Annotated in this window: 20 protein-coding genes; 10 read left to right on the top strand and 10 right to left on the bottom strand. The window is 33.1% G+C overall.

What is annotated here, in order from left to right:
- Window positions 1-537 precede the first annotated feature (537 nt).
- The 3 genes from B9T31_RS16810 (at window position 538) to B9T31_RS16800 (ending at window position 2,844) form a co-directional block, all read left to right on the top strand.
- Entirely contained in the window at window positions 538-1,326 is a 789-nt protein-coding gene (locus B9T31_RS16810; protein ID WP_086183086.1) for an ankyrin repeat domain-containing protein, read from the top strand.
- A gap of 256 nt (window positions 1,327-1,582) precedes the next feature.
- Window positions 1,583-2,278, top strand: a complete 696-nt coding sequence (locus B9T31_RS16805) for a DsbC family protein (RefSeq protein WP_086183085.1) — start codon at window positions 1,583-1,585, stop codon at window positions 2,276-2,278.
- A gap of 200 nt (window positions 2,279-2,478) precedes the next feature.
- The gene (locus tag B9T31_RS16800) at window positions 2,479-2,844 is read left to right on the top strand and encodes a hypothetical protein (protein ID WP_086183084.1); all 366 of its coding nucleotides are present in this window, start codon (window positions 2,479-2,481) and stop codon (window positions 2,842-2,844) included.
- A 91-nt stretch (window positions 2,845-2,935) separates the two neighbouring features.
- Here the strand turns inward: B9T31_RS16800 and B9T31_RS16795 are convergent, their stop codons facing one another.
- Window positions 2,936-4,867, bottom strand: coding sequence for an ATP-binding cassette domain-containing protein (locus tag B9T31_RS16795; protein WP_086183083.1), 1,932 nt, complete (start codon window positions 4,865-4,867; stop codon window positions 2,936-2,938).
- Between the two features lie 300 nt (window positions 4,868-5,167).
- Here B9T31_RS16795 and erpA point away from each other — a divergent pair, with 300 nt between their 5' ends.
- Window positions 5,168-5,503 (top strand): iron-sulfur cluster insertion protein ErpA, encoded by a 336-nt coding sequence (gene erpA / locus B9T31_RS16790; RefSeq protein WP_086183082.1) that lies wholly within the window; start codon window positions 5,168-5,170, stop codon window positions 5,501-5,503.
- 167 nt (window positions 5,504-5,670) lie between these two features.
- Here the strand turns inward: erpA and mpl are convergent, their stop codons facing one another.
- Entirely contained in the window at window positions 5,671-7,047 is a 1,377-nt protein-coding gene (gene mpl / locus B9T31_RS16785; protein ID WP_086183081.1) for a UDP-N-acetylmuramate:L-alanyl-gamma-D-glutamyl-meso-diaminopimelate ligase, read from the bottom strand.
- Window positions 7,048-7,178: 131 nt separating this feature from the next.
- Window positions 7,179-7,715, bottom strand: coding sequence for a hypothetical protein (locus B9T31_RS16780; protein WP_086183080.1), 537 nt, complete (start codon window positions 7,713-7,715; stop codon window positions 7,179-7,181).
- A gap of 228 nt (window positions 7,716-7,943) precedes the next feature.
- Between B9T31_RS16780 and B9T31_RS16775 the strand changes: the two genes are divergently transcribed.
- The 4 genes from B9T31_RS16775 (at window position 7,944) to B9T31_RS16760 (ending at window position 12,114) form a co-directional block, all read left to right on the top strand.
- Window positions 7,944-8,285, top strand: coding sequence for a DMT family protein (locus B9T31_RS16775; protein WP_086183079.1), 342 nt, complete (start codon window positions 7,944-7,946; stop codon window positions 8,283-8,285).
- Window positions 8,286-8,468: 183 nt separating this feature from the next.
- Window positions 8,469-8,981, top strand: a complete 513-nt coding sequence (gene purE, locus B9T31_RS16770) for a 5-(carboxyamino)imidazole ribonucleotide mutase (RefSeq protein ID WP_086183091.1) — start codon at window positions 8,469-8,471, stop codon at window positions 8,979-8,981.
- Window positions 8,982-8,996: 15 nt separating this feature from the next.
- Window positions 8,997-10,118, top strand: coding sequence for a 5-(carboxyamino)imidazole ribonucleotide synthase (locus B9T31_RS16765; RefSeq protein WP_086183078.1), 1,122 nt, complete (start codon window positions 8,997-8,999; stop codon window positions 10,116-10,118).
- Between the two features lie 703 nt (window positions 10,119-10,821).
- Window positions 10,822-12,114, top strand: coding sequence for a lytic murein transglycosylase (locus B9T31_RS16760; protein WP_086183077.1), 1,293 nt, complete (start codon window positions 10,822-10,824; stop codon window positions 12,112-12,114).
- 47 nt (window positions 12,115-12,161) lie between these two features.
- Here the strand turns inward: B9T31_RS16760 and B9T31_RS16755 are convergent, their stop codons facing one another.
- The 7 genes from B9T31_RS16755 to grpE form a co-directional block, all read right to left on the bottom strand.
- Window positions 12,162-12,539 carry a hypothetical protein gene (locus tag B9T31_RS16755; RefSeq protein WP_171264794.1) on the bottom strand — a complete coding sequence of 126 codons (378 nt, stop codon included), beginning with the start codon at window positions 12,537-12,539 and terminating at the stop codon, window positions 12,162-12,164.
- 209 nt (window positions 12,540-12,748) lie between these two features.
- Window positions 12,749-13,891: a fimbrial protein gene (locus B9T31_RS16750; RefSeq protein WP_086183076.1), complete on the bottom strand. Its 1,143-nt coding sequence runs from the start codon at window positions 13,889-13,891 to the stop codon at window positions 12,749-12,751.
- Entirely contained in the window at window positions 13,892-16,399 is a 2,508-nt protein-coding gene (locus B9T31_RS16745) for a fimbria/pilus outer membrane usher protein (RefSeq protein WP_086183075.1), read from the bottom strand.
- An 8-nt stretch (window positions 16,400-16,407) separates the two neighbouring features.
- Window positions 16,408-17,124 (bottom strand): molecular chaperone, encoded by a 717-nt coding sequence (locus B9T31_RS16740; protein ID WP_228146077.1) that lies wholly within the window; start codon window positions 17,122-17,124, stop codon window positions 16,408-16,410.
- Window positions 17,125-17,163: 39 nt separating this feature from the next.
- Entirely contained in the window at window positions 17,164-17,730 is a 567-nt protein-coding gene (locus B9T31_RS16735; protein WP_086183073.1) for a fimbrial protein, read from the bottom strand.
- Between the two features lie 349 nt (window positions 17,731-18,079).
- Entirely contained in the window at window positions 18,080-20,023 is a 1,944-nt protein-coding gene (gene dnaK / locus B9T31_RS16730) for a molecular chaperone DnaK (RefSeq protein WP_086183072.1), read from the bottom strand.
- A gap of 119 nt (window positions 20,024-20,142) precedes the next feature.
- Window positions 20,143-20,679 carry a nucleotide exchange factor GrpE gene (gene grpE, locus B9T31_RS16725; protein WP_086183071.1) on the bottom strand — a complete coding sequence of 179 codons (537 nt, stop codon included), beginning with the start codon at window positions 20,677-20,679 and terminating at the stop codon, window positions 20,143-20,145.
- Between the two features lie 713 nt (window positions 20,680-21,392).
- Here grpE and B9T31_RS16720 point away from each other — a divergent pair.
- Window positions 21,393-22,502 carry an alpha/beta hydrolase gene (locus B9T31_RS16720; RefSeq protein ID WP_416202549.1) on the top strand — a complete coding sequence of 370 codons (1,110 nt, stop codon included), beginning with the start codon at window positions 21,393-21,395 and terminating at the stop codon, window positions 22,500-22,502.
- 54 nt (window positions 22,503-22,556) lie between these two features.
- Window positions 22,557-23,120, top strand: coding sequence for a peptidylprolyl isomerase (locus B9T31_RS16715; RefSeq protein WP_086183069.1), 564 nt, complete (start codon window positions 22,557-22,559; stop codon window positions 23,118-23,120).
- The last annotated feature ends 347 nt before the right edge of the window (window positions 23,121-23,467 follow it).

The raw sequence follows: 23,467 nt of genomic DNA, 5'->3' as shown, positions 1-23,467 counted from the left end.
TTGAGTCGTTTCTAAATTTTAATTCAATATATTCAGTGGTATAGTGAAATTTTGGTTCACTATATTATTTGATGGCATACTGCAACTCTCAAACAGGAATGATATTTCTTGAGGAATAGATAAAAGAATACACAAAAGCCCTACCCTTGAGGAAAATAGGCACACATTAGTCACCTGAAAAGTAAATTTGTTTCAACTTTATGATATTTAATATTTATATTGTTAATATTACATTCTGTATTGGAAAATAGTTTTTAATAAGAGAGCACTGTTAAGAATTTTTAGTGATTGTTGTTATTTGGGCTTATTTATTATGGGACAATCATTAATGAAAATATTATTGTGTAATGGTGCTATCTAATTGTTTTAATAATAATTATATGAAAAAAAGATCATGTTGAATTTTACAATATTGGGTGAAAAATAAACAAAAAATATAAAAAATACAACAATAAAAATCAATTTAATTTAACATTAAAAATAAATAATGTGATATTTTTCATAAAAATTATACGATATAAAATGACTGGGATTTCTATGCATTTCAAAAAGATAATATTTTTTTCAGCACTTTTGGCGACTGCTCAATTTTCACAAGCTGAACTTTCAATCAATACTTCAATAACAAAATATGAGGTATTAAACTCTAAAAACCCAATTGGATATCAGCAGTTTAGGTTTGATCTTATTGAGATGCAAGATATTGCTAATCCTAATAAACTCGGATGGAGGATGTTTTATAATCAGCCCTCAACTGGACCAGATGCAGTATGGTTTGATGCTGTAAAACAAGGAAATTTAGCTAAAGTTAAAAAAATGGTTGAAAATGGACAAAATCTAGAGGCTACGGATGATGCTTCATTGCAGCAAACAGCATTAGGATGGGCTGCATTTATTGGTTATGAAGATATTTTTGATTATTTAATTGAGCAAGGTGCAAATATTTGGGCGCCAGACCGTGGTGATGTTTTAAGTGTAATGAAATCTGCTGGTCTTGGTAAGAATGTTAATGTATTTAAAAAAGCACATGAATTGGTGAAACATAAAGTTGATATTGATGATCAAAAAGCAGATATGCAAGGTGAGACTGTACTCATTGTTGCATCAAGTAATGGGCGTAATGAGATTGTTAAATATTTATTAGACTTAGGTGCAAAAACAAATTTAGTGACAACAGAAGTAGATACCAAGCATCCTGCTTATGACCAAGATGCATTGACATTTGCTTGTAGAAATGGACATCTAGATACAGCAAAGCTGTTAGTTGAATATGGTGCGATTAATCATAGAACTGGTTTTGCTGCTTGTGATTATGTAGCTAAATAATTTAATTTTAGATCAATTTCTTTAGCGATAATGAAGGGAGTTGATCTATTTTTTTAATTAAAAAAATAAGATAGTTGAGCAGTATTTTATTAAAAACTCTCAACCTAAATCGGGGAATGAATATTGATGATTTAATTGTTTCACGTGGAACACGACCTAAGAATATAGAATGAAGATTAAAAAGAAAATTAAACAAAATAGAAGAACTAAATTGTTATAATGAGCTGTTAATTATACATTTGAGTATGACTTTAAAATGAAAAAAACAATATTATTGGTAAGTGCGTTAATTTCTACATTTACATTTGCAAACGTAGATACAGTGAAACGGAATTTAGAAAAAAACTATCCTGATATAAAAATTGATAATCTTCAGCCAACAGAAATGAAAGGAATTTATAGTGGTTTTATGAGTGGGCAATTGGTGTATGTAAATGATGATGCTCAACATTTATTAGCAGGAACAATGGTTCGTTTAAAAGATAAAGAAAATTTAAGTAAAAATCTATTAATTAAACAAAATAGTATTGATTGGAATGCACTTAATTTAAATGATGCGGTAAAAATTGTAAAAGGTAGCGGAACACGTAAAATAGTTGTTTTTTCAGACCCGAATTGTCCATATTGTAAAAATTTAGAAGAAGAATTAAAAAAACTGAAAGATGTAACAATATATACATTTATTGTTCCATTTAAACCACAATCAATAATTCCGTCTAAACAGGTATTTTGTGAGAAAAATCCTGCACAGGCATGGACAGATTTAATATCAAAAGGGATCCAACCTAGTTCAAAAGCTACTTGTGAGAATCCAATTGATCGTAATCTTGCATTAGCACGAACCATTGGAATTACAGGTACACCAAGTATTATTTTTTCTAATGGATTTAAAGTATCAGGTGCTTATCCCGCAGAAAAAATTGAAGAAATTTTTAAAGAATTTGGACTTTAATTGAGTTAAATAAAGCATCATTCGATGCTTTATTTTTAAATTGAATTTAAAAGTAAAATGATCATTATTGAACAAAAAAGAAAGCACATCTTTTTGAATTTTACCTTCTATGAAGATGTAAGATGATACTGTTATTCAATTGACTTATTTTCTAAATATTATAATGTTTGACTAATCTTATCTAATAAGAGGGTGTCGGTATGGAGTTACAACTAGAACATAGCCGTGATATTTGGATCAATGCATTTTTCACGGGTAATTGTGAAGTGCTTGCTCAATATGAACATGACACATTTAAAGTGATATATGAACAAGATGGACGCGTAGAAAGTAATTATACGCGCTATGATCGTATTACTCATGCCGTGCAAAATGGCGTGTGGAAACCTAGAAATCCAGAGATTGAATTTGAAGAATTTGAATTTAATCGTGATGAAACAATATGTGATGTATTAATTGGTTTAGATCAAAACCTGCATTTAATTCAAGAACACTGGATTTATGAGCAAGGTTGGAAAATTACAGAACTTAAGTTTTTAAAGAAAACGTCTAAACAACGCGCTTGAGTTTTTTGATATTGGCTATTAGCTTCGTCTAGTATAAAAAATCGCAAAGTCACAATAGCCACTTTGCGATTTAATTTTAATGAATGTTGAATTATTCAAATGAGCTTTCGAGTTCTTCAAGTGTCATCATAAGTTCTAGCATTTGTTCTTCTGCTTGCTCAAGTTTGATTTTCAATTCTGTTTGCTCAGTCATCAATTTAAGTAAGTCCTCTTTACGATTGGCTTCATATAGTGTGCCATCGGCAAGTAAATCTTCAATGCCTTGTAAACGAAGTTGAATTTTTTCAATTTGAGACTCACATTTTTCAATATTCTTGCGAATCGGTCGTGTTTGTTCACGTCGTTGAGCAGCTAATTTACGTTGTGCTTCTTTATCAACTTTTGATACGGGCGTTTTTTCAATGATTTCAGCTTCTGGAGCGCTAATAATGCCTCCTTGCTTAATCATGTCAATACGTGCTTGGCGTAGCCAATTTGCATAATCTGTTAAATCCCCGTCAAATTCGGTACATTTTCCACCATGTACTAAGAATAACTCATCACAGACACTTGCAATTAATTGGCGTTCATGGGAAACCAAAACGACAGCACCATCATAATCCGTCAGTGCCATTGTTAAAGCATGGCGCATATCTAAATCTAGATGGTTGGTCGGCTCATCTAGAATTAAAACATTTGGACGTTGCCATACAATCAATGAAAGTGCGAGTCGTGCGCGTTCTCCGCCAGAAAAACTTTCACATGGGGTGTCCATACGCTCGCCACTAAAACCAAAACTTCCTAGAAATGAACGTAGAGTCGCTTCACTAATTTTAGGATCTGCAATACGTGCAAGCTGTAACATCGGGCTTGCCTGATCATCTAATGCATCCATTTGATGCTGAGCGAAATAACCGATATTTAATAATTCAGAAGCATTTCGCTCGCCACCGAGTAAGGGTAAATCACCCACTAAGCTTTTAATCAGTGTAGACTTCCCTGCCCCATTCATACCTAAAAGCCCGATACGCGTGCTGGGTGTAATTTGTAAATTGATTCTATTGGCGATCAATTTATTTTCATAACCAATTGCAACATTCTCCATAGCCAGTAATGGCGAACTCATTTTTGTAGGTTCACGAAAACTAAAGGTGAATGGTGTATCCACATGCGCAGGCGCTAAGTCCTGCATACGTTCTAATTGCTTAATTCGGCTTTGAGCTTGACGTGCTTTGCTGGCTTTTGCCTTAAAACGATCAATAAATTTTTGTAAATGTACGCGTGTTTCTAATTGTTTTTCAAATGCTTGTTGTTGTTGAGCTAAACGTTCACTGCGTGTTGTTTCAAATGTTGAGTAGTTACCTGTGTATAAGGTTAATTCTTGGTTTTCAATATGTAAAATATGATCAGTGATTGCATCTAAGAAATCTCGGTCATGTGAAATTAAAATGAGTGTGCCGTCGTAGGCTTTTAACCAATCTTCTAACCAAAGAACGGCATCTAAATCTAAGTGGTTGGTTGGTTCATCTAAAAGTAATAAATCAGAGCGACTCATTAGCGTTCTTGCTAAATTCAAACGCATCCGCCAGCCACCAGAAAAGCTAGAAACTAAAAGTTTATTTTGATGTTCCATAAAGCCTAAGCCAGCCATTAGCTGTGCTGCTTTTGCAGGTGCAGAATATCCATCAATTTCATCAAATCGGCCATGAAGATGCATGAGATCATGGTCATTTAACGAGTCTGAATTTGCTAATTTCTCTTGAATATTCCAGTACTCTTCATCACCCGATAGCACAAAATCAATTGCAGCCATATCAAGGGCTTTAATCTCTTGTGCCATATGCGCGACGGTCCAGATTTGTGGGCGATGTAAGTAGCCTTCATCTGGCGTCACTGAACCAAGTAAGGTTGCAAAGAGTGTGGATTTTCCAGCGCCATTCACTCCAGTAAGACCAACTTTCCAACCTGGATGGATTTGCATGGATGCTTTTTGAAATAAAACACGACCACCACGGCGTAAGGAAACTTGATCGAGCTGAATCATTGGACTATCAATTCTAAAAAAAAAGATGGCTTATTCTAATGGATGCAAACGATAAAGCAAAAAATCAAAGAAGAATATTTCAAATAAAGCGATTTAATTGTAAATTGTCATTTCGATCATGATTTTTAGAGTGATCCTGTGAAACATCACGATTATTCCTAAATAATATTTTGTAAAATATTATTCTGATAAAAATACGCAGATTTAACTTTAAATACAGAATAATTGCCCATATATTGAGTATACTATATAAGATATATGGTCTGAAAAAGACATTTAATTGTACTGAGGAATCCGAACATGAATGCTCAAGCTTTGGTGATGACCGATAACGCTGCAAAAAAAGTGCGTCAATTGCGTGACGGTGAAGGCAACCAAGATCTTATGCTCCGTGTCTATGTGACGGGTGGCGGTTGTTCAGGTTTTTCTTACGGATTTAACTTCGCAGAAAACCAAAATGAAGATGATGCAGAGTTTTTAAATGGTGACGTCAAAATGTTAGTTGACTCATTAAGTTATCAATATTTAATAGGCTCTGTTGTCGATTATCTTGAAGGGCTAGAAGGTTCACGTTTTGTGGTGCAAAATCCAAACGCAACAACAACATGTGGTTGTGGCTCTTCATTTTCAATTTAATTGAAATAAAATTTTAAAATTAAATATTATTAAGCTCTCAAAATATGAGAGCTTTTTATATGGCGTGATTCTCTCTTAGACTTAATTTATCATGATGATCAGTCATAAAAAACCGAGTCATATTCAACTCGGTTTAATCATACTTAGCGTATTTGATAGATATAAAACTAAGAAATTACATTTGCTTTGAGTTCAGCAAGTAGTTTTTGGTGTAAGCCACCAAAACCTCCATTGGACATAATCACAACCGCATCCCCCTCTCCTGCTTCAGACACAATAATTTTGATAATGTCCTCAAGAGAGCGTGCAAGTATAGCTTTGTTGGTTGCAGTATCAATAACAGGCTGTAGATCCCAATCTAGGCCCTCAGGTTGATACCAAATGACTTCATCTGCTAAACGTGCAGAATATGATAATCCATCTTTATGGCTTCCCATACGCATAGTATTAGAACGGGGTTCAATAATCGCCCATAACTTACGATGCCCTAAACGTTTACGAGCCCCTTCAAGCGTGGTGTTAATGGCTGTCGGGTGATGAGCAAAATCATCATAGATTTCAATACCGCGTATTGTGTCGAGCAATTCCATACGACGTTTGACACCGCTAAAGTTAGACAAAGTTTCACATGCTGTCTCAATTGAAACACCAACGTGTTCAGCTGCTGCGATTGTGGCTAAGGCATTGGCGACTGAGTGCTGTCCTGTCATATTCCATTTAACAACACCTTTGACGACGCCGTGTTGTAAAACTTTAAAATGAGAGCCATCTGCAGAAAGTTGTTCTGCATAAACTTCACAATGGTCATTGGCTGCCAAAGATGTACGAACGACAGGCGTCCAACAACCCATTTCTAGTACTTCATCAATATGTTGTTCTATAATGGGTGCAATAATGCGACCTTCACTTGGGATGGTTCGAACTAAATGATGAAACTGTTTTTGGATAGCCGCTAAATCATCAAAAATATCAGCATGATCAAATTCTAAATTATTTAGAATGGCTGTTTTAGGGTGGTAATGCACAAATTTAGAGCGTTTATCAAAAAATGCAGAGTCATATTCATCTGCTTCAACACAGAAATACTGCCCACCTCCTAAACGTGCACTTTCACTAAAACCAAGAGGTACACCACCAATTAAAAAGCCTGGATTTAAGCCAGCTTGATCAAGTACCCATGCCAACATTGTTGTAGTTGTCGTTTTACCATGTGTACCTGCAACACCTAGGACATGCTTTCCTTGTAAAACATGATCTGCTAGGAATTGCGGACCTGAAATATAGGCTAAACCTTCATTAAGCATATATTCGACAGCATCAATGCCACGTTTCATGGCATTTCCAACAATTACCAAATCTGGATGTGGTTGCAAATGAGAGCGATCATAGCCTTGCATTAAGGTAATGCCTGCATTCTCCAATTGTGTGGACATTGGTGGATAGACATTTTGATCTGACCCTGTGACGGTATGTCCTAAATCACGTGCTAATAAAGCTAAAGAACCCATAAAGGTGCCACAGATGCCTAGAATATGCAGATGCATATGTTGAACTCCACTTCTTTTATTGACACATCACATTGTTTTTGGTGGTGTTGTCATGATTTATTCGATTTAAAGCAACGATAGCAAGGCTTTAATGGAAAAGATAGTTTTCTTCTTTGAATACATACAAATTAATTTTGCATCTCTAGTATAGCTTGACCATAAAAAGCTAAACTATCTTCAGATCCATTTTCTAAATATTTGGCGACCTTATCTAAGGGAAATATATAATTTTCACCATTGGTTAAAACAGCTGCATATAGTGAAGAATCAGGCATCATATTAAATAATTCAGGGTCCTTATTTTTAGCAGTTTCATAATCGACCCAAATCCATTGAGACTTTTGATCATTTTTTTTGATTGTTTCTCCAACATATGCGCCAGTTCTGAGAATAATTTCCCATTGCTGATTATTTGGTAAATCTCTAAAGTTTTTATTTCTTACTTTTTCTAGGTAAATATCGACTTGTTTTAAACTTTCCATAGAAAAATCTAATTTCTGAATATTTAGCATTTTATGTAAATAAATAGGATCTTTTTTACTTTCATAAAAAGATATAGATAATTGAGATAATGCTGAATTAAAATGAAAATTGTTTTCTGATTCAATAGCATGAGTAGTATTGGTAAAAATAAATAATGATAAAATAAGAAGTATTTTTTTCATATGGCAAACTATTATAAAATATAAAGAAGGTATATTTTACTTTTTAGCTGTGATATTTAAGTGATTACTTTCCCTTTCAATTATATTGATTGAGTCGAATAATAATTATTGAAATGATTTTTTTATCTTTTTTTTAAAGATAAAAAATGTAATTTTTTGAAATCAATTTTATTACTGAGATTTGAGTAATTCGTACAATATTGAAACTTTCCAGGGGCTTAACTCAATATGTCTAATGCTTTTATTTTATTAATTTTATCCAATTGTTTTATGACATTGGCTTGGTATGGACATCTTAAATTTCTTCATAATGCTCCAGTTTGGCAAGCAATCCTTTTTGGTTGGTTTATTGCGTTATTTGAATATAGTTTAATGATTCCAGCGACACGTATGCTTGCAAAGCATGGTTGGTCATTAGGTCAAATGAAAATTACCCAAGAAGTCATGACATTAATAGTTTTTGTACCGTTTATGATTTTTTTATTTAAGCAACCGTTTAAATTAGATTATTTATGGGCTGGGCTTTGTTTACTTGGATGTGTATATTTTGTATTTCGTAGTCAGTCTTAAAAATCAACAATGATGATTTGATTATTTTATTCAATTTTTGTCAAAAAATAATAAAAAATAGCATTTAGCATGTCTGTAAAATTTTATTGAGATGAAAAATCAGTCTATAATATGGGGCTCTTATTAAAGCTTGGCTCTCGTCGAGATTTATCTCTTTTTTCTTTAATCTCTGGAAAATTTGCAATGAATGCGGCCGCTTCACAAGACACTCCTCTCGTTGGAATTATTATGGGTTCTCAATCAGATTGGGCAACGCTCGAACACACTGCCAATATGCTAAAACAGCTTGGTGTCCCTTTTGAAGCAGAGGTTGTTTCAGCTCATCGTACTCCAGATCGATTATTTGAATATGCAGAAACGGCTCGTGATCGCGGTATTCAGGTTATTATTGCAGGCGCTGGCGGTGCTGCGCACTTACCAGGCATGTGTGCAGCAAAAACTGATTTACCTGTTCTTGGTGTGCCTGTTAAATCTTCAATTTTAAATGGTGTGGATTCATTGTTGTCTATTGTGCAAATGCCTGCTGGTATCGCAGTCGGTACACTTGCAATTGGTCCCGCTGGTGCAACAAATGCAGCGATTATGGCTGCTCAAATTTTAGGTTTAACGCGTCCTGAAATTGCAAAAAATGTGGTAGATTTTCGAGCTGCGCAAACTGAAAAAGTCGCGAGTAAAAATATTCCGGGTCAAGCATAATACGGGACAAATATTATGGATAAAACCATCGGTATTTTTGGTGGTGGACAATTAGGTCGGATGATGGCGCAAGCTGCATTGCCACTAAACATTCAATGTACTTTTTTTGAAGCCACGGCAGATTGCCCTGCAGCCGCATTAGGTCAGGTTTTTTCGAGCGAAGCCGAGCATGCACTACACGATTTTATCCAAAGTGCAGATGTATTTAGCCTTGAGTTTGAAAATACGCCTTTAAGTGATGTGGATGTTCTACAAAAAAGTAAAAGCATCTACCCTCCTCGTCAAGCTTTAGCAATTGCACAAAATCGCTTGCTTGAGAAAGCTTTGTTTGATGAGTTAGCAATACCTGTAGCCCCTTATAAAGCAGTAGATTCAATTGAAAGCCTAAAAATTGCAGTAGCAGAGCTGGGTTTACCTATTGTATTAAAAACAGCAACAGGTGGTTATGATGGTAAAGGACAATTTGTCTTGCGATCAGAAGATCAAATTACTCAGGCTTGGGCAGAACTTGGTACTGCACAATCATTAATTGCTGAAAGCTTTGTAACATTTTCACGAGAAGTTTCAATTATTGCTGTGCGTGGGCAAAATGGCGATGTCAAAACGTGGCCGTTGGCTGAAAACCATCATCATCATGGAATTTTGTCGCATTCAATCGTTCCTGCACCGAAGAGCACAGATTTACAACCCGTTGCACAAGAGTATATTACGCGTTTGCTGAATCATTTAAATTATGTCGGTGTATTAACACTTGAATTATTTGTGACCAAGCAAGGTTTATATGCCAATGAAATGGCTCCTCGTGTACATAATTCGGGGCATTGGTCTATTGAAGGTGCTGTATGTTCGCAATTTGAAAATCATATTCGAGCAGTTGCGGGCTTACCTTTAGGCTCAACCGAAGTCATTCGTCCAACTGTATTGGTGAATATTATTGGGCAATATCCAAAGTCTGAAGATGTTTTGGCTTTAAATGGTGCTCATTTACATCTTTATAATAAGACTGAACGTGAAGGTCGTAAAATTGGTCATATTACGTTAATGCCAAATGATAGCCATGAACTGACAAATTTATGTCGAAAATTGGCTAAGATTCTTCCAAATCCTTTGGCACTTAGCGAAGATATGAACATTTAGATTCCATTTGAGTGTAAAAAAAGCGGTCATGAATATGGTCGCTTTTTTTATTTCTTCAATTCATGCATGATTGCGCCTTTTCAAAAATGAAGCATTTTGTCATGTCGATTATAGATTGTGATCAAGTATTGAAGATTTATATAGTGCATAAAATTTTGAATTCATTTTTTTAAATTTAATTTTTTAATTATGAATTTAAAAAATCATTTTAAATTTAAACTGACGCTGAAATGAATTTAAATATGGTTTTTGAATTTAAAAGGTCAAATATGAATTCAAAATATGGTGATTTAAATTCAAAGAATCATCATATAAAAATATGAATTTAATTATTTTGAATCAAAAAATTAAAAAGTGTTATAAAAACAAACTAAATTTTTTAGTAAGATTTTGTTTTATATATGAAATGTATGATTTTTGGCTATTTAAATTTAAAAATATACATCGCTTATTTTTTGTGGATAAGTTTGGATTGGTCTTTTAAATTTAAAATGAACGACTTTGAATTTAAATTTATTATGATTGGATTTTGAATTTAAAAAAGATGATGTGGGTAACTTTTCTGGTTTTTAAATTTAAATTCTAAAATATGAATTCAATTAGAGTGATTATGAATTTAAATTTACGATTTTATTCTACTTTTCTGTTCAAATGATGCTAACTTCACTTTACTATTTGAATTTAAAATTATTCTAGGTCGTTTATGCGTTACATTACTTTTCTTTGTGCATCTTCACTATTTGCTGTTTCTCAATTGCATGCAGAATTAATTATTAATGGTAAATCAGACAGATCTATATCTGTCGCCAATATAGAGAATAACGTCAATAATAATTCACAAAACAAATTTCAGATTTGTTTGGCTAATTTACGTAGCCAAGCGATTGCTGCAGGTGTCTCTGCAACGACTTATGATCGTTATACTCAAAATTTAACACCTGATTATTCGGTTATTGAGAAATTAAATTTTCAACCTGAATTTTCAACGCCAATCTGGGATTATTTATCTGGATTGGTAGATGAAGAACGTGTTGTAGCTGGAAAACAAAAAATTCAACAACATCGTGATGTACTTAATCGTGTGTCAGCGGCTTATGGCGTTCCGATTGAAACTGTCGTTGCTGTTTGGGGCGTTGAGAGTAATTTTGGAGATATTTCAGGAAAATATCCTTTATTACAATCTTTAGGCACATTAAGCTGTGAAGGGCGTCGACAAAGTTATTTCCGTGGTGAATTTTTTGCTGCAATGCGAATTTTACAACGTGGAGATTTAACGGAAGATCAACTTAAAGGTTCTTGGGCAGGTGCATTTGGACATACACAATTTATGCCTTCTACATATGAAGAGCTCGCTGTAGATTTTGATGGGGACGGTCGACGAGATTTAGTTTCAAGCACAACAGATGCATTAGCATCGACAGCTAATTTTCTAAAAAAACGGGGCTGGCAAACTGGGCAACCATGGGGATTTGAAGTTCAAATTCCACAAGGTATGCCTATTGATGGTGAAGGTCGTCGAAATAAAAAAGCATTGTCAACTTGGGTTGCAAGAGGTGTAACACGAATTGATGGTACACCTTTAATTCAAGATAATTTATCAGATAATAGTCAAGCTGGTTTACTTGCACCTTCTGGTGCAAATGGTCCAGTATTTTTAGTTTTTAGAAACTTTGATGCAATTTATAGTTATAACGCAGCAGAAAGTTATGCATTAGCCATAGCGCATTTGTCGGACCGTTTACAAGGAAAAGGTGTCTTTGTACGAGCATGGCCAACAAATGATGCGGGAACTTCACGTGCGGAGCGCCGTGAAATTCAGACATATTTACTTCAACGTGGTTATGATATTGGTGAAGCGGATGGCTTAATTGGTGATAAAACGCGTAAAGCGATTCAACAAGAACAAATCCGTTTAGGCCTAGGGACTACAGGTCGAGCTGGACAACAAATTTTAAATGCGTTACGTAATGATAGTGCAAAATCTATTATGCAGTAATGGATTAAACATAAAAAAGGTCTGCAATTTGCAGACCTTTTTTATGTTTAAGGAGCAAGTTTTACTGCATCTAACAGATCAAAAATAATCGTTGTAACATCTTGACTTAAATCACGGTTATTAAAAATTTCATAAGCAGTGATCGTAATATCTGTATCACTTGGGAGTAAACGCTGTTCTTCTTCTATAAGGTCTTTAATGGGTAATAAAGTTTGTTTAATTTCTAAATGTAAAATATCGTTGTATGCAATATTTTCATCTTCGACTTCAATCAGTTGTTCATTGAAAAACGGCAATAAAATAGAATGGAGATAGGGTTGAATTTCAATGATATCAAATATTTCAATATCACGAGTTTGTTCAATGGTACTGATGTGATCATTCACTTCTACAAGGATATGATAATAGCTCACATTAATCTCCATAAATTTATTCATACATTACGATAACATGAATGAATCATAAGTAAAAATATAAAAACTCTAATTAAACAATACCATAATAAGGACATGAAATGTCATGAGCAACATGATTACCCAGATTTGAGAAAGAATTTTGTTATTACTATGATTCATAGTTTAATAGAAATAAAGATATATTTTAAAAAACTAAAGATGATAAAAGTATCATCTTATTAATCGTAATCGAGAAAAAATCTTGCTTTTCCTGCAACATTACCGAGTGTGACAGGTGATGAAATTTTAAATAATTGAGCAGATGGTGTGTAAATAAATTGGGTTTGTGTTGGAGATGTTCCAGTTGTTGCGTAATTAAATGGACTACCAATTGAAAATGGGGAACTTCCATTCATCAGTCGTATAGCCACATTACTTGGATTTGCCAATCCTGGCTGAATTTTTAAAATACCAGTTGTATTGATGTTTGATAAATCATTAGCATCTTGCACCGTGAGTTTAAAGGTACGATTTGGAATAGCAGCGGAACAAATAATCTTGAGTTGAAAAGGGGTATTATTTGAAAAAGAATTGGTTTCTAGAGTTTGAATGGTTGTTGAACCAATATCTAATGTTGCAGGAACATCTACTGCACATGTCGGTAAAGTAAAATTTATGGTCAATTTAAGAATAACAGCTGTATTGGTTGTTGTTATGTCTGAGCTGGAACCTGAAATAAAGTATTTGGTGAGTAAATTTCCCAAAGGAATTTCTAGTGTGGCATTTTGTAAGGCACTTATTACACTTGCAGAAGGCTTTGTATGGTCAAAAGAAAATGCAAATTGATTTAGTCTCATTCCTGATGATGTTTGTCCAGCTCCTTGATTACCACGATAATAAAGTTCCCCATTATTTTCAACCGTGAAATTGGAAGAGCTAGTGTCAGGTATAATATTGTAAGTGGTTGAGCTATTTACTATTATTTTTGGGGGGGTAGGAGAATTAAAGTTATCTTTAAATGCTAATGTCGTAATTTTAAAATTTTGCATTATGTAGTTTTTTACATTTGATAAAATGACACTATCATTAAGCCCAGGGCCTCCGCCAGTAATTTGAAAATTATTGTTTTTAAGGCTAAAAGGCGCTTCTGAACTGAGTAAGGTTGAATTTGGAATAAAATCTGAACGAACAAAAATATTAAGAATGCAGTTCCCGATAATTTGTTGACCAACAAGCGTACCGTAAGGAATAGTTTGAGGTAATGTTGTTATTGTTTGAGTCGGGATGGAATAATTCGCAATTATATTTCGTGTACATCCAGCATCATCTGCATATGTGTGAATACATACCAATGAGAATAAGAATAATAGAATTTTTTTCATTTATTTACACTCCACATTGATAATTTTAAATTCATTCATATTGTTTGGTTTAGCATCTTCTACTTTTAATGGGGGAATTGAGCAGAATTCATTTTCCTGATCTCCCCAAGCCAAATGCATTGGATGTGCTAAAGCACTTTCATCATCAATAATGACTTGCTGCGTTGGTCCTAATACACCAATAACTTGATGCTGATCATTAAATAATTGGCTACCTATTGGTAATTTATGAAGTATTTTTGATGTAATCGTTAATAAAATATTTGATGTTTTTACGGAATCAAATAATGCCAATTGAGCGCTATATTTTCGAGGAATCACTTGAGTTTGATTGGATGCTAGAGATATATTTAGTGGAAGATTTGCGGGGTTTAATGTAATTGTATTGATTGTATATGGAGTATTATGTGGGTATATTGCGTTCCCAAAACGATCTACTTTTACTCCCCATGCATTTTCAACGTTAGCTCCTTTAGCATCTTTAGCGTGAATGATTGTATATGTTTCAGGTGATGCATTTGTTAAAGAAATACCATAGGGATGAGCAACAATGGCACCATTCGCAGAGATTGAATATTGCGTGTCTTGATTGCTGTGATTAATTGTAGATGAAAGAGACGTTTCAGGTAGACGATAATTGGCAAATCCAACAAATGAAGAGTTATCAGAATTGTTAAAGTTTTGCTGTACGCCTAAACTGTAGTTCAGCTCATTATTTGAACCTAAATATCCAAAGAGTTGGGAGTTTAACGATGTTTGATCATTTTTATGATCATGTTGAATATAATTGTTTAAATAAAAATTTTTATTTTTCCACTGTAATGGAATACTCAAGGAAAGATATAGACTTAAATCATCATTATTATTGGAATAAGCAGTTTTGGTGATATTTAAATTATAACTTATTTTTTTATAATAATTATTGTAAGAGGCAATATATTGTTGATAGTTTTTATTATCATCCCAATATGTATTATCTCGATAGCCAAAATTAATATAACCATAGTTTGAATTTTTAAAACTTTTAGAGAGATAAAACCCGTATGTATTTTTTAGATTATAAGAATAAATGAAATTTAAATTACTTGAAAAATAGTCTTTATTATTTCTTAAATATAAATGATTAGAAAGACTGTTATAGTCGTGATTATAATAAGTATAGTCAGAATTAAAAGTTAAATTCTGTTTTTTCCAGTTATATCGATAATTTATGCTATATTTTTTGCCGTTATGATCTTCATTAAATATTGTAGATTTTTGTGCTTCAACTTGGAAATTAACTGAACCTACAGCTGAGCTGATTGCACTACCTAAAAGTATACTATAAAAATCTCTGGAACTATTTATACCAAATATTCCTGTCATATGGTTTGTGAGACCATAATTAAAATTACTTTGAAAAACATAGTCGTGACTAGTACGTTGCTGATAAAGATATTGCCCAGCAGCAATGCTATAGTTTATTCGCCCTTTTTTTAATAAGTTCATATTATTTTGAAAGGGTAGAGTAAATATTCGTTTTTCACCACCAGTTTCATTAATTTCTAATATTAAATCTCCATCTGTATAGGAAGTTAGATCTCTAATTTTAAATGGTCCAGCAGGAACAGTTTTTTCATAAATTTTTTGTCCATTTTGGTATATTTTTATTAAAGCATTCGTTTGAGCAACATTTTCAATTTCTGGAGCATAATATCGTTGAGACCACGGCAACATATCAATATCAGAAGCTAATTGAACTCCTAAAATAGGTAGGCTATCTAAATTGTAATTATTCGTATTAAATTGTCCAAGGTTTAAGCGAGAATTAATTTTAGTAATATCTTTATATAATACATTTTGGGAAGAGATATAGTTTCCTAACCCAGAATTATTTGAAGTAAAACTTCCACTATGTCGAAAATACCATCCTTGTAAATTAATACCACCAAAAAGTGCTAAATATTTATTTTCTGTATTATTGCTTTTATTATAGTTGAAACTATATCCTAAAAAGCCAGAAGTTACTCCCATGTTAAATAAAGATGGATCAACATATCCTAATGGCCTTTCAATTATATAGATTTGCGGGATAGATAACTTTAATGAAAGATTAGCTTTATCAAATATATAATAGGCTTCGGAATCAATATCTTTAATTAACAAACAGTCTTTATTGGGTAATTTTTTAAGTTTTTCCTCGGTAACATTTAATTTTTTTATAAGTACTTGATCTAAGCATAAAACAGCAGATTGATTACTATCTAAATGATCAAATAACACATCAGCTTGCCCAATGTCTTGCTCATTAAGCATTATATTTACTGGATACTTACCAGGATTGACATAGTTTTGAATCTGAAATCGAGATAAATCTATATTTCTATCATTTCCAAATAAATTTGAAGAATCAAAAGTCGCTAAATTATTATATGCGATTATATTTTGTTCTATGTTTTCTAAAGCATATGTTTGCTCAATAAGCAAAATAGTCATAATTGTAAGTGTTAAGTATTTTTTTTTAAGCATAGTATTACCTATTTATACGTAGGATATTTACTAATAAATTCTTGAGGAACACCAATATCATTGATTAAGGTATATACAATTTGTGGGCTATCAAGATGATGTTTTGTAGTTATCAGCTTTTTTTCATATGGCTTTAATATAATAGAGTCATCAAGAATATCTTGCTTTTTATTTGTACCCTGTATTTGGGTAATAGTAATATAATATGGAGATGGATTATTTATTTCGATTTGCTTATTTGTTATTGGACTGAATAATAGTGCTTCATATGCGGCCATGGGTTGTATTTTTAATTTGGTAGGACGGTAAAATAATTTAATACGTGTTCTCACTGTGAAATCTATTTTATTTACTTTTTCAAACTGATTATTCTCTGGTGGAATATCTAATAAATTAAACCAATAGAGCGATTCTCGATCTTGTGGCAATGTAGATGTTTGAAGTGGAATAATCCGAATAATTTGACCTTTTTGTGGTTCAATACGAGTCAATGATGGGGAAAGTATAAATGGGATTTCCGTATTATTTGGAATCTCATTGATATCTCCATTATCTATCCAAACTTGTGCTAAAGCTGGCGTATTAAAGGTGTTCCGAAGTTGGACATTTGTACTTTTTGCGTTAGAGGGAAATATGATACGAGTACCATCAATGGTTATACCAGCAAGAGTAAGACTGGATATTGTGTAAATATAAATTGATAACAGTGTACGATGTATCATCATTCATCCCCTAACAACAAAACATTAAAAAATTATTTAAATTTAATTATATTCAAGTACATAAGTTACTTTACCTTGCACATCTTGTGCAATTGCTGTGGTAGCTGACAAGATGTAACGAGCTTTATAGGTAATTAAACCAGTGCTACTTACTGCACTTTTGGGTTGATTTGGGTAAGTGGTATCAAAGGTTACGGGGATATCGTTATCTGTTAAGACTTGCAGATTTACACGATTATTTGGACCAGTATATGCCGTATTGAGAAGAGTCGATGAATTGATGTATCCACTAGATGCAACGCTTAAGCTAATTCCTTTAAGCCCAGCAATACTGACACTATCGCAAGGAGCTGTACCATTACTTTGCGTGAGTTGTAAACTAAATGGTTTTGTTGCCAATGTACTATTGAGTCCAGTAAATGACGATGCGGGCACTGTATCGAGCAACACGCCAATATTATTGCTACCAGTATTTGTTCCTGTCGTACCAGTAAGTGTACAAGTAGAATCAATGACACGCCCAGTAATGGTAATTTCATTGGCTGCATACAGTTGCATGGAACCGAGTAAGCTGAAGCATAGAATGATGCCTTTAGACATAGTTTTCATTTTTTCACCTTATTTTTATAAAATATTTGTTGTTGTTATCGTTTTATTTGTATAAAAAATATACTTATTAAAACCTAACATAGTTATTTTTTGTTTGTATAGAGTAAACGCATAAGAGTTATAAAAAAAAATTAAAATAAATTGATATTAATCACACATATAACTAAAAAATGTATGTTGTGTTGTTTTTGTTTAAAGTGATATTTAGTTGATTATTTTTCACTATGATTATCGATATTAGATTAATCCTTTAATTATTATAGTATTGCGGAATAATCTACTTATAAATTTTGGATATAAAAAAGGTCACGTTAAACGTGACCTTTAATTTTACTGATAAGTAGACAAATTATTTCTTGTCATCTTTCACTTCAGTAAATTCAGCATCTACAACGCCATCATCTGCTTTTTGTTGTTGACCAGCAGCATCACCTTGGAATGCATTTGGATCAAAACCTTGAGCACCACCTTGTCCTTGAGCTGCCTCATAAGCACGTTGAGTGATCGGCATAATGATATTTTGAAGCGTTTCAGTTTTTGCTTTGATATCATCAACATCATTTTCTTTTGTTGATGCTTCAAGCTCTGATGCAGCAGTCTCAATCGCAGTTTTTTCATCGGCAGTGACTTGTTCGCCAAGATCTTTAACTGCTTTATTTGCAGAAGCAACTAAAGCATCTGCTTCGTTACGCGCTTTAGCAAGTTCTTCAAATTTACGATCTTCTTCAGCATTTGCTTCAGCATCTTTAATCATTGCTTCAATTTCAGCATCACTCAAACCAGAGTTTGCTTTAATTTGAATTGATTGCTCTTTACCAGTGCTCTTATCTTTCGCAGATACTTTTAAGATACCATCAGCATTGATGTCAAATGATACTTCAATTTGTGGCACACCGCGTGGAGCAGGTGGAATATCGCCTAATTGGAAGTTACCCAACAATTTATTTTGTTGAGCCATTTTACGTTCGCCTTGGAATACTGAAATATCAACAGCAGGTTGGTTGTCAGCAGCAGTTGAGAATACTTGAGATTTCTTTGCAGGAATCGTTGTATTTTTCTCAATAATTGCAGTGAGTACACCACCCATTGTTTCAATACCAAGTGTTAATGGTGTTACGTCAAGAAGAAGTACGTCAGTTTTATCACCAGACAATACAGCACCTTGAATTGCAGCACCCATTGCTACTGCTTCGTCAGGGTTTACATCTTTACGTGGCTCTTTACCAAAGAATTCTTGTACTTTTTGTTGTACAAGTGGCATACGAGATTGACCGCCGACTAAAATAACGTCAGAAATTTCAGACGTTGAAAGTCCCGCATCTTGTAGTGCAATTCGACATGGTTCAATTGTACGAGCAACTAAATCTGCGACTAAACCTTCAAGTTTTGCACGTGTTACATTGATCACTAAGTGCTTAGGACCAGTTGCATCTGCCGTGATATAAGGCAAGTTGATTTCAGTTGCATTTGAAGAAGAAAGCTCAATTTTTGCTTTTTCTGCAGCTTCTTTTAAACGTTGAAGTGCAAGTGGGTCTTGTTTCAAGTTTACACTTTGCTCTTTTTTGAACTCTTCAACCAAATATTCAATCAGTGCATTATCAAAGTCTTCACCACCCAAGAATGTATCACCATTTGTAGATAATACTTCAATTTGTTGGTCGCCATCTAAGTCAGCAATTTCAATGATTGATACGTCAAAAGTACCACCACCTAAATCGTAAACTGCAATTTTACGATCGCCTTCTTTTTTATCCATACCAAATGCAAGTGCAGCAGCAGTTGGTTCATTGATAATACGTTTAACTTCTAAGCCTGCAATTTTACCTGCATCTTTTGTTGCTTGACGTTGAGCATCATTGAAGTATGCAGGAACAGTAATAACAGCTTCAGTCACTGTTTCACCTAAATAATCTTCTGCTGTTTTCTTCATCTTTTTCAAGATTTCAGCTGAGATTTGTTGTGGTGCAAGTTTTTTATCGTTTACATCTACCCAAGCATCACCATTATCTGCTTTGATAATTTTGTAAGGAACAAGTCCAATATCTTTTTGTACAGCTTGATCTTGATACTTACGACCAATTAAACGTTTAATTGCAAATAATGTATTTTTAGGGTTAGTGACTGCTTGGCGTTTAGCTGATTGACCGACAAGAATTTCACCATCTTTATATGCAATAATAGATGGAGTTGTACGTGCACCTTCAGCATTTTCAATTACTTTAACTTTATCGCCTTCAAGAACAGCAACACATGAGTTTGTTGTACCTAAATCAATACCAATGATTTTAGCCATTCGATGTTTTCCTCAAAAATTCTTTTGTGATTTACACTTGTTATCCGATATGAGAGCCGTTCAAAATTTTTCAAGTTCTTTTTAAGAAAATTTTTCACAAACTCTCGAATTTCTTAGGCTTATGCGCCTACCATGACCATTGCTGGACGAAGCAATCGACCGTTTAAGCTATAACCTTTTTGCAAAACTGTTCCAATTTCATTGACTTTGGCATTAGGGTCAATACCTACCGCTTGATGTAGTTCAGCATTAAAGCCATTTTCGGTGTCTACCACAGTGATACCAAATTTTTCTAATGTTGCGAGCAATGATTTTAAAGTGAGTTCTACCCCTTCCAATACAGGATTTTGTTCATCTCCTGCAGCTTGAATTGCACGCTCAAGATTATCCACAGAGTCTAAAAGTGCTTTAGCGAATTTCTCTAATACCGCATCTTTATGCTTTTCAGATTCGCGTTGAATACGTTCAACACTTTTTTGTGCTTCATACACAGCATTTGCTGTACGTGCTTTTTCTAGCTTTAAATCATCTTGGAATTGTTTAATTTGCTCTTGTAAACTTTCAACGGTAATTAATGATTGTTCATTGGATTCTTGAGTTGGATTCACTTGTTCTTGCTCAAGATCTTGAGCTTGTTCATTTTGCTCAGTTGCCATTGATTTACTCCGTTTAAATGGGTTTTTAAACATGTACAGTCCTTAATTGGCATCAGCTTTAACGATGTTAATGTTAAACTGCCATGAGTTTAAATATCATGATTACAGTAAATAATAGGGGCATACCTTGAAAATTCAAGCGTAAAATATAGATTTAATTAGGGAATACTTGAATTTTTTAAAAAAAGGAATACTATAGTGAAAAAGGTAATAATATTAATGATACCAATTACATCAATAATTGAAAAAAATAGGCAAATTTATGAAACTTATCTAAAAAACTAAAAGTTGAAAATATGTAATGCTATGAATTAATAGTAGTCTAGTTATTAGTTTAACCAATCATGTTTAAATTTTTTCTCTTGATCAATAGAGATTATTTTTCCTATAAAAACACAAGAGAAGTTTTTTATTGGTTGGTTTTATTTGAATTATCTTTTTATTTATGAATTTTTAAAATGAAATTTTAAGGTTTTATCGCGCTGTTGTTTCTTCTTGTTAGAAGTTTTTGTATAGAGCTTATTCAGCAATGGATAAGCTCTTTTTAATTATATTTCTTGTGATTTATCTTTATTGATAAAATGAAAATGATCAAGAAAAGAAAGAAATTACTTTAAGTTTTTCAAATTAATACAAACCATGAAATAAAAGTAGAATAAATTAGTGATTATAAAATATTGCTTATAATTTTGTGGATGATTGGAGATAATAAAATGCTATTCCAAAAAATATTAAATCGGAAGCATGGTGTTACTGCTCGAGTATTAGATCATTTGCCTAAGCGGCTGCAAACGTCTTTAGCGGATGTTTTATCTTATTCTTATCAATATCCACAATTAGATTCTTATATAAAATGCATATTAGCGATAGAACATAAACAAGGTAAAACAAAATTAATTGATACAGATCTTCTCCATGCGCGGGAACAGTTTGAAAAACAGATGATTTCTATTCAATTTAAACCAACAAAAGTAAAGCACGTTGAAGATTTACGTTTACCCTTGCAAAGCGGAGTTATATTTGCAAGACATTATCATCCAGCACCACATAAAAAACTTCCTATGGTCATTTATTATCATGGAGGAGGATTTATATTTGGTAGTGTAAATTCATATGATGAGGTCTGTTGGTTACTTGCAATTAACGCAAATGTACAAGTATTAAGTATTGAATACCCTTTAGCGCCAGAGGTTGGACCAGAAAAAATCATTCAAATTTGTGAAGATGCATTAGCGTGGACTTATCAAAATAGAAAAAATTTAAAAATTCTTAAAAATAGAATTGCGGTTGCTGGCGATAGTGCTGGTGGAAATATTGCAACGGTTATTGCGCAAAAAAGTTTGAAAAAAAATCATGTGCCATGTGCACAATTATTAATTTATCCTAAAACTGATTTTAAAAATAAATATCCTTCATATTACGCATATAAAGAAGGCTTATTTTTGACAGGTCAAGATGTTGAAATGATGACAGAGCAATATGTTAAAAAATTTCAGATAGAACTAGATCATCCTTTAGTTTCCCCCATGTTTGGACAGTTAAAAAATATTGCACCTGCTTTTATTGTGACAGTCACTCATGATGTTTTACATGATGAAGGTGAGATCTATGCACACCGCTTACAATACAGTGGAGTGAAAATTTTTTATAAAAACTATATAGATCAAACGCATGGTTTTATAAATTTAACTCCTATATCGAATCGTTCTAAAAAATATTCAATTGAAATTTTTAAAGAATTTCGACAATTTTGGGATCAGCAAGAAGGTTTTTTTAGAGGACTCTTTTATATTTGGAAGATTTTTTCCTTAGAAATAAAATAAATATATCACTTTAATTTTATTATAGTTTGTGAAGATAAATCAGGAGATTTTATTATGCTAAAAAATACGGTATTGATGGCAGTGGTCGCAACAGTAATAAGTAGTAATTTATATGCTGAGAACACTCAAATCCTTATGGAAACGAACATGGGTCCTATTGAAATTGAGCTTTTTAATGATAAAGCACCCATTTCGACTAAAAATTTTGAACAGTATGTAAAGTCAAATTTTTATAATGGCACGATTTTTCACCGAGTTATTTCAGGTTTTATGATTCAAGCTGGTGGCTTTAATGAACAGATGATAGAAAAATCAACTCGATTTCCTATTCAAAATGAATCTTATAATGCGTTGTCTAATGAGCGTGGAACTTTAGCAATGGCAAGAACGAATATTCCAGATTCTGCGAAGAGTCAGTTTTTTATTAACTTAGTAGATAATCCGCATTTAAATAAAACTACAGTTAATGATGGCTATGCTGTATTTGGAAAGGTGACTAAAGGAATGGATGTAGTAGATAAAATTGCCATGGTTTCAACCTCACAGTATGCAATGCATCAAAATGTTCCTGAAAAACCAGTACTAATTACGAATATGCAAATAAAAAAGATAAAATAAGTGAAAAATAGCACATAAACTTGAAATTAGTTTTTTTACTTTAAATTTATGTGCTTATGAGTTTTATTGAATAATAATGATCCAAAGTGATGCATAAAAATAAAACACCTAGAAGATAATCATAAAAAAAGGGGTTGCAATGATTTTGAAATAGTCTAGAATGCACCCCATACCGACGAGATAGACGGAAACGAACGAAGCACGCAGTGCTAAGTTGTTGAGTTTATTGAAGTCCATCATCTAGTACTGACGAGGTATTAGAGAGATCATTAAGAGAATATGAAGAACAACTTGTGTGGATTTTTACTGATTGATCGATCGAAAATATTTCATTGATAATTGGTAAG

The organism is Acinetobacter sp. ANC 4558 (genome assembly GCF_002135375.1).
Lineage (GTDB): Bacteria > Pseudomonadota > Gammaproteobacteria > Pseudomonadales > Moraxellaceae > Acinetobacter.
The sequence above is the reverse complement of the archived record's forward strand: the minus strand, read 5'-3'. Positions and strand labels throughout refer to the sequence as shown.

Coding starts and splice junctions, on each gene's coding strand:
- B9T31_RS16805 (WP_086183085.1), top strand. CDS start 1,583: ATGAAAAAAACAATATTATTGGTAAGTGCGTTAATTTCTACATTTACA.
- dnaK (WP_086183072.1), bottom strand. CDS start 20,023: ATGGCTAAAATCATTGGTATTGATTTAGGTACAACAAACTCATGTGTT.
- B9T31_RS16780 (WP_086183080.1), bottom strand. CDS start 7,715: ATGAAAAAAATACTTCTTATTTTATCATTATTTATTTTTACCAATACT.
- B9T31_RS16775 (WP_086183079.1), top strand. CDS start 7,944: ATGTCTAATGCTTTTATTTTATTAATTTTATCCAATTGTTTTATGACA.
- B9T31_RS16765 (WP_086183078.1), top strand. CDS start 8,997: ATGGATAAAACCATCGGTATTTTTGGTGGTGGACAATTAGGTCGGATG.
- B9T31_RS16755 (WP_171264794.1), bottom strand. CDS start 12,539: ATGGAGATTAATGTGAGCTATTATCATATCCTTGTAGAAGTGAATGAT.
- B9T31_RS16760 (WP_086183077.1), top strand. CDS start 10,822: ATGCGTTACATTACTTTTCTTTGTGCATCTTCACTATTTGCTGTTTCT.
- B9T31_RS16740 (WP_228146077.1), bottom strand. CDS start 17,124: ATGATGATACATCGTACACTGTTATCAATTTATATTTACACAATATCC.
- B9T31_RS16745 (WP_086183075.1), bottom strand. CDS start 16,399: ATGCTTAAAAAAAAATACTTAACACTTACAATTATGACTATTTTGCTT.
- B9T31_RS16720 (WP_416202549.1), top strand. CDS start 21,393: ATGCTATTCCAAAAAATATTAAATCGGAAGCATGGTGTTACTGCTCGA.
- B9T31_RS16735 (WP_086183073.1), bottom strand. CDS start 17,730: ATGAAAACTATGTCTAAAGGCATCATTCTATGCTTCAGCTTACTCGGT.
- purE (WP_086183091.1), top strand. CDS start 8,469: ATGAATGCGGCCGCTTCACAAGACACTCCTCTCGTTGGAATTATTATG.
- B9T31_RS16715 (WP_086183069.1), top strand. CDS start 22,557: ATGCTAAAAAATACGGTATTGATGGCAGTGGTCGCAACAGTAATAAGT.
- B9T31_RS16750 (WP_086183076.1), bottom strand. CDS start 13,891: ATGAAAAAAATTCTATTATTCTTATTCTCATTGGTATGTATTCACACA.
- mpl (WP_086183081.1), bottom strand. CDS start 7,047: ATGCATCTGCATATTCTAGGCATCTGTGGCACCTTTATGGGTTCTTTA.
- grpE (WP_086183071.1), bottom strand. CDS start 20,679: ATGGCAACTGAGCAAAATGAACAAGCTCAAGATCTTGAGCAAGAACAA.
- B9T31_RS16800 (WP_086183084.1), top strand. CDS start 2,479: ATGGAGTTACAACTAGAACATAGCCGTGATATTTGGATCAATGCATTT.
- B9T31_RS16795 (WP_086183083.1), bottom strand. CDS start 4,867: ATGATTCAGCTCGATCAAGTTTCCTTACGCCGTGGTGGTCGTGTTTTA.
- erpA (WP_086183082.1), top strand. CDS start 5,168: ATGAATGCTCAAGCTTTGGTGATGACCGATAACGCTGCAAAAAAAGTG.
- B9T31_RS16810 (WP_086183086.1), top strand. CDS start 538: ATGCATTTCAAAAAGATAATATTTTTTTCAGCACTTTTGGCGACTGCT.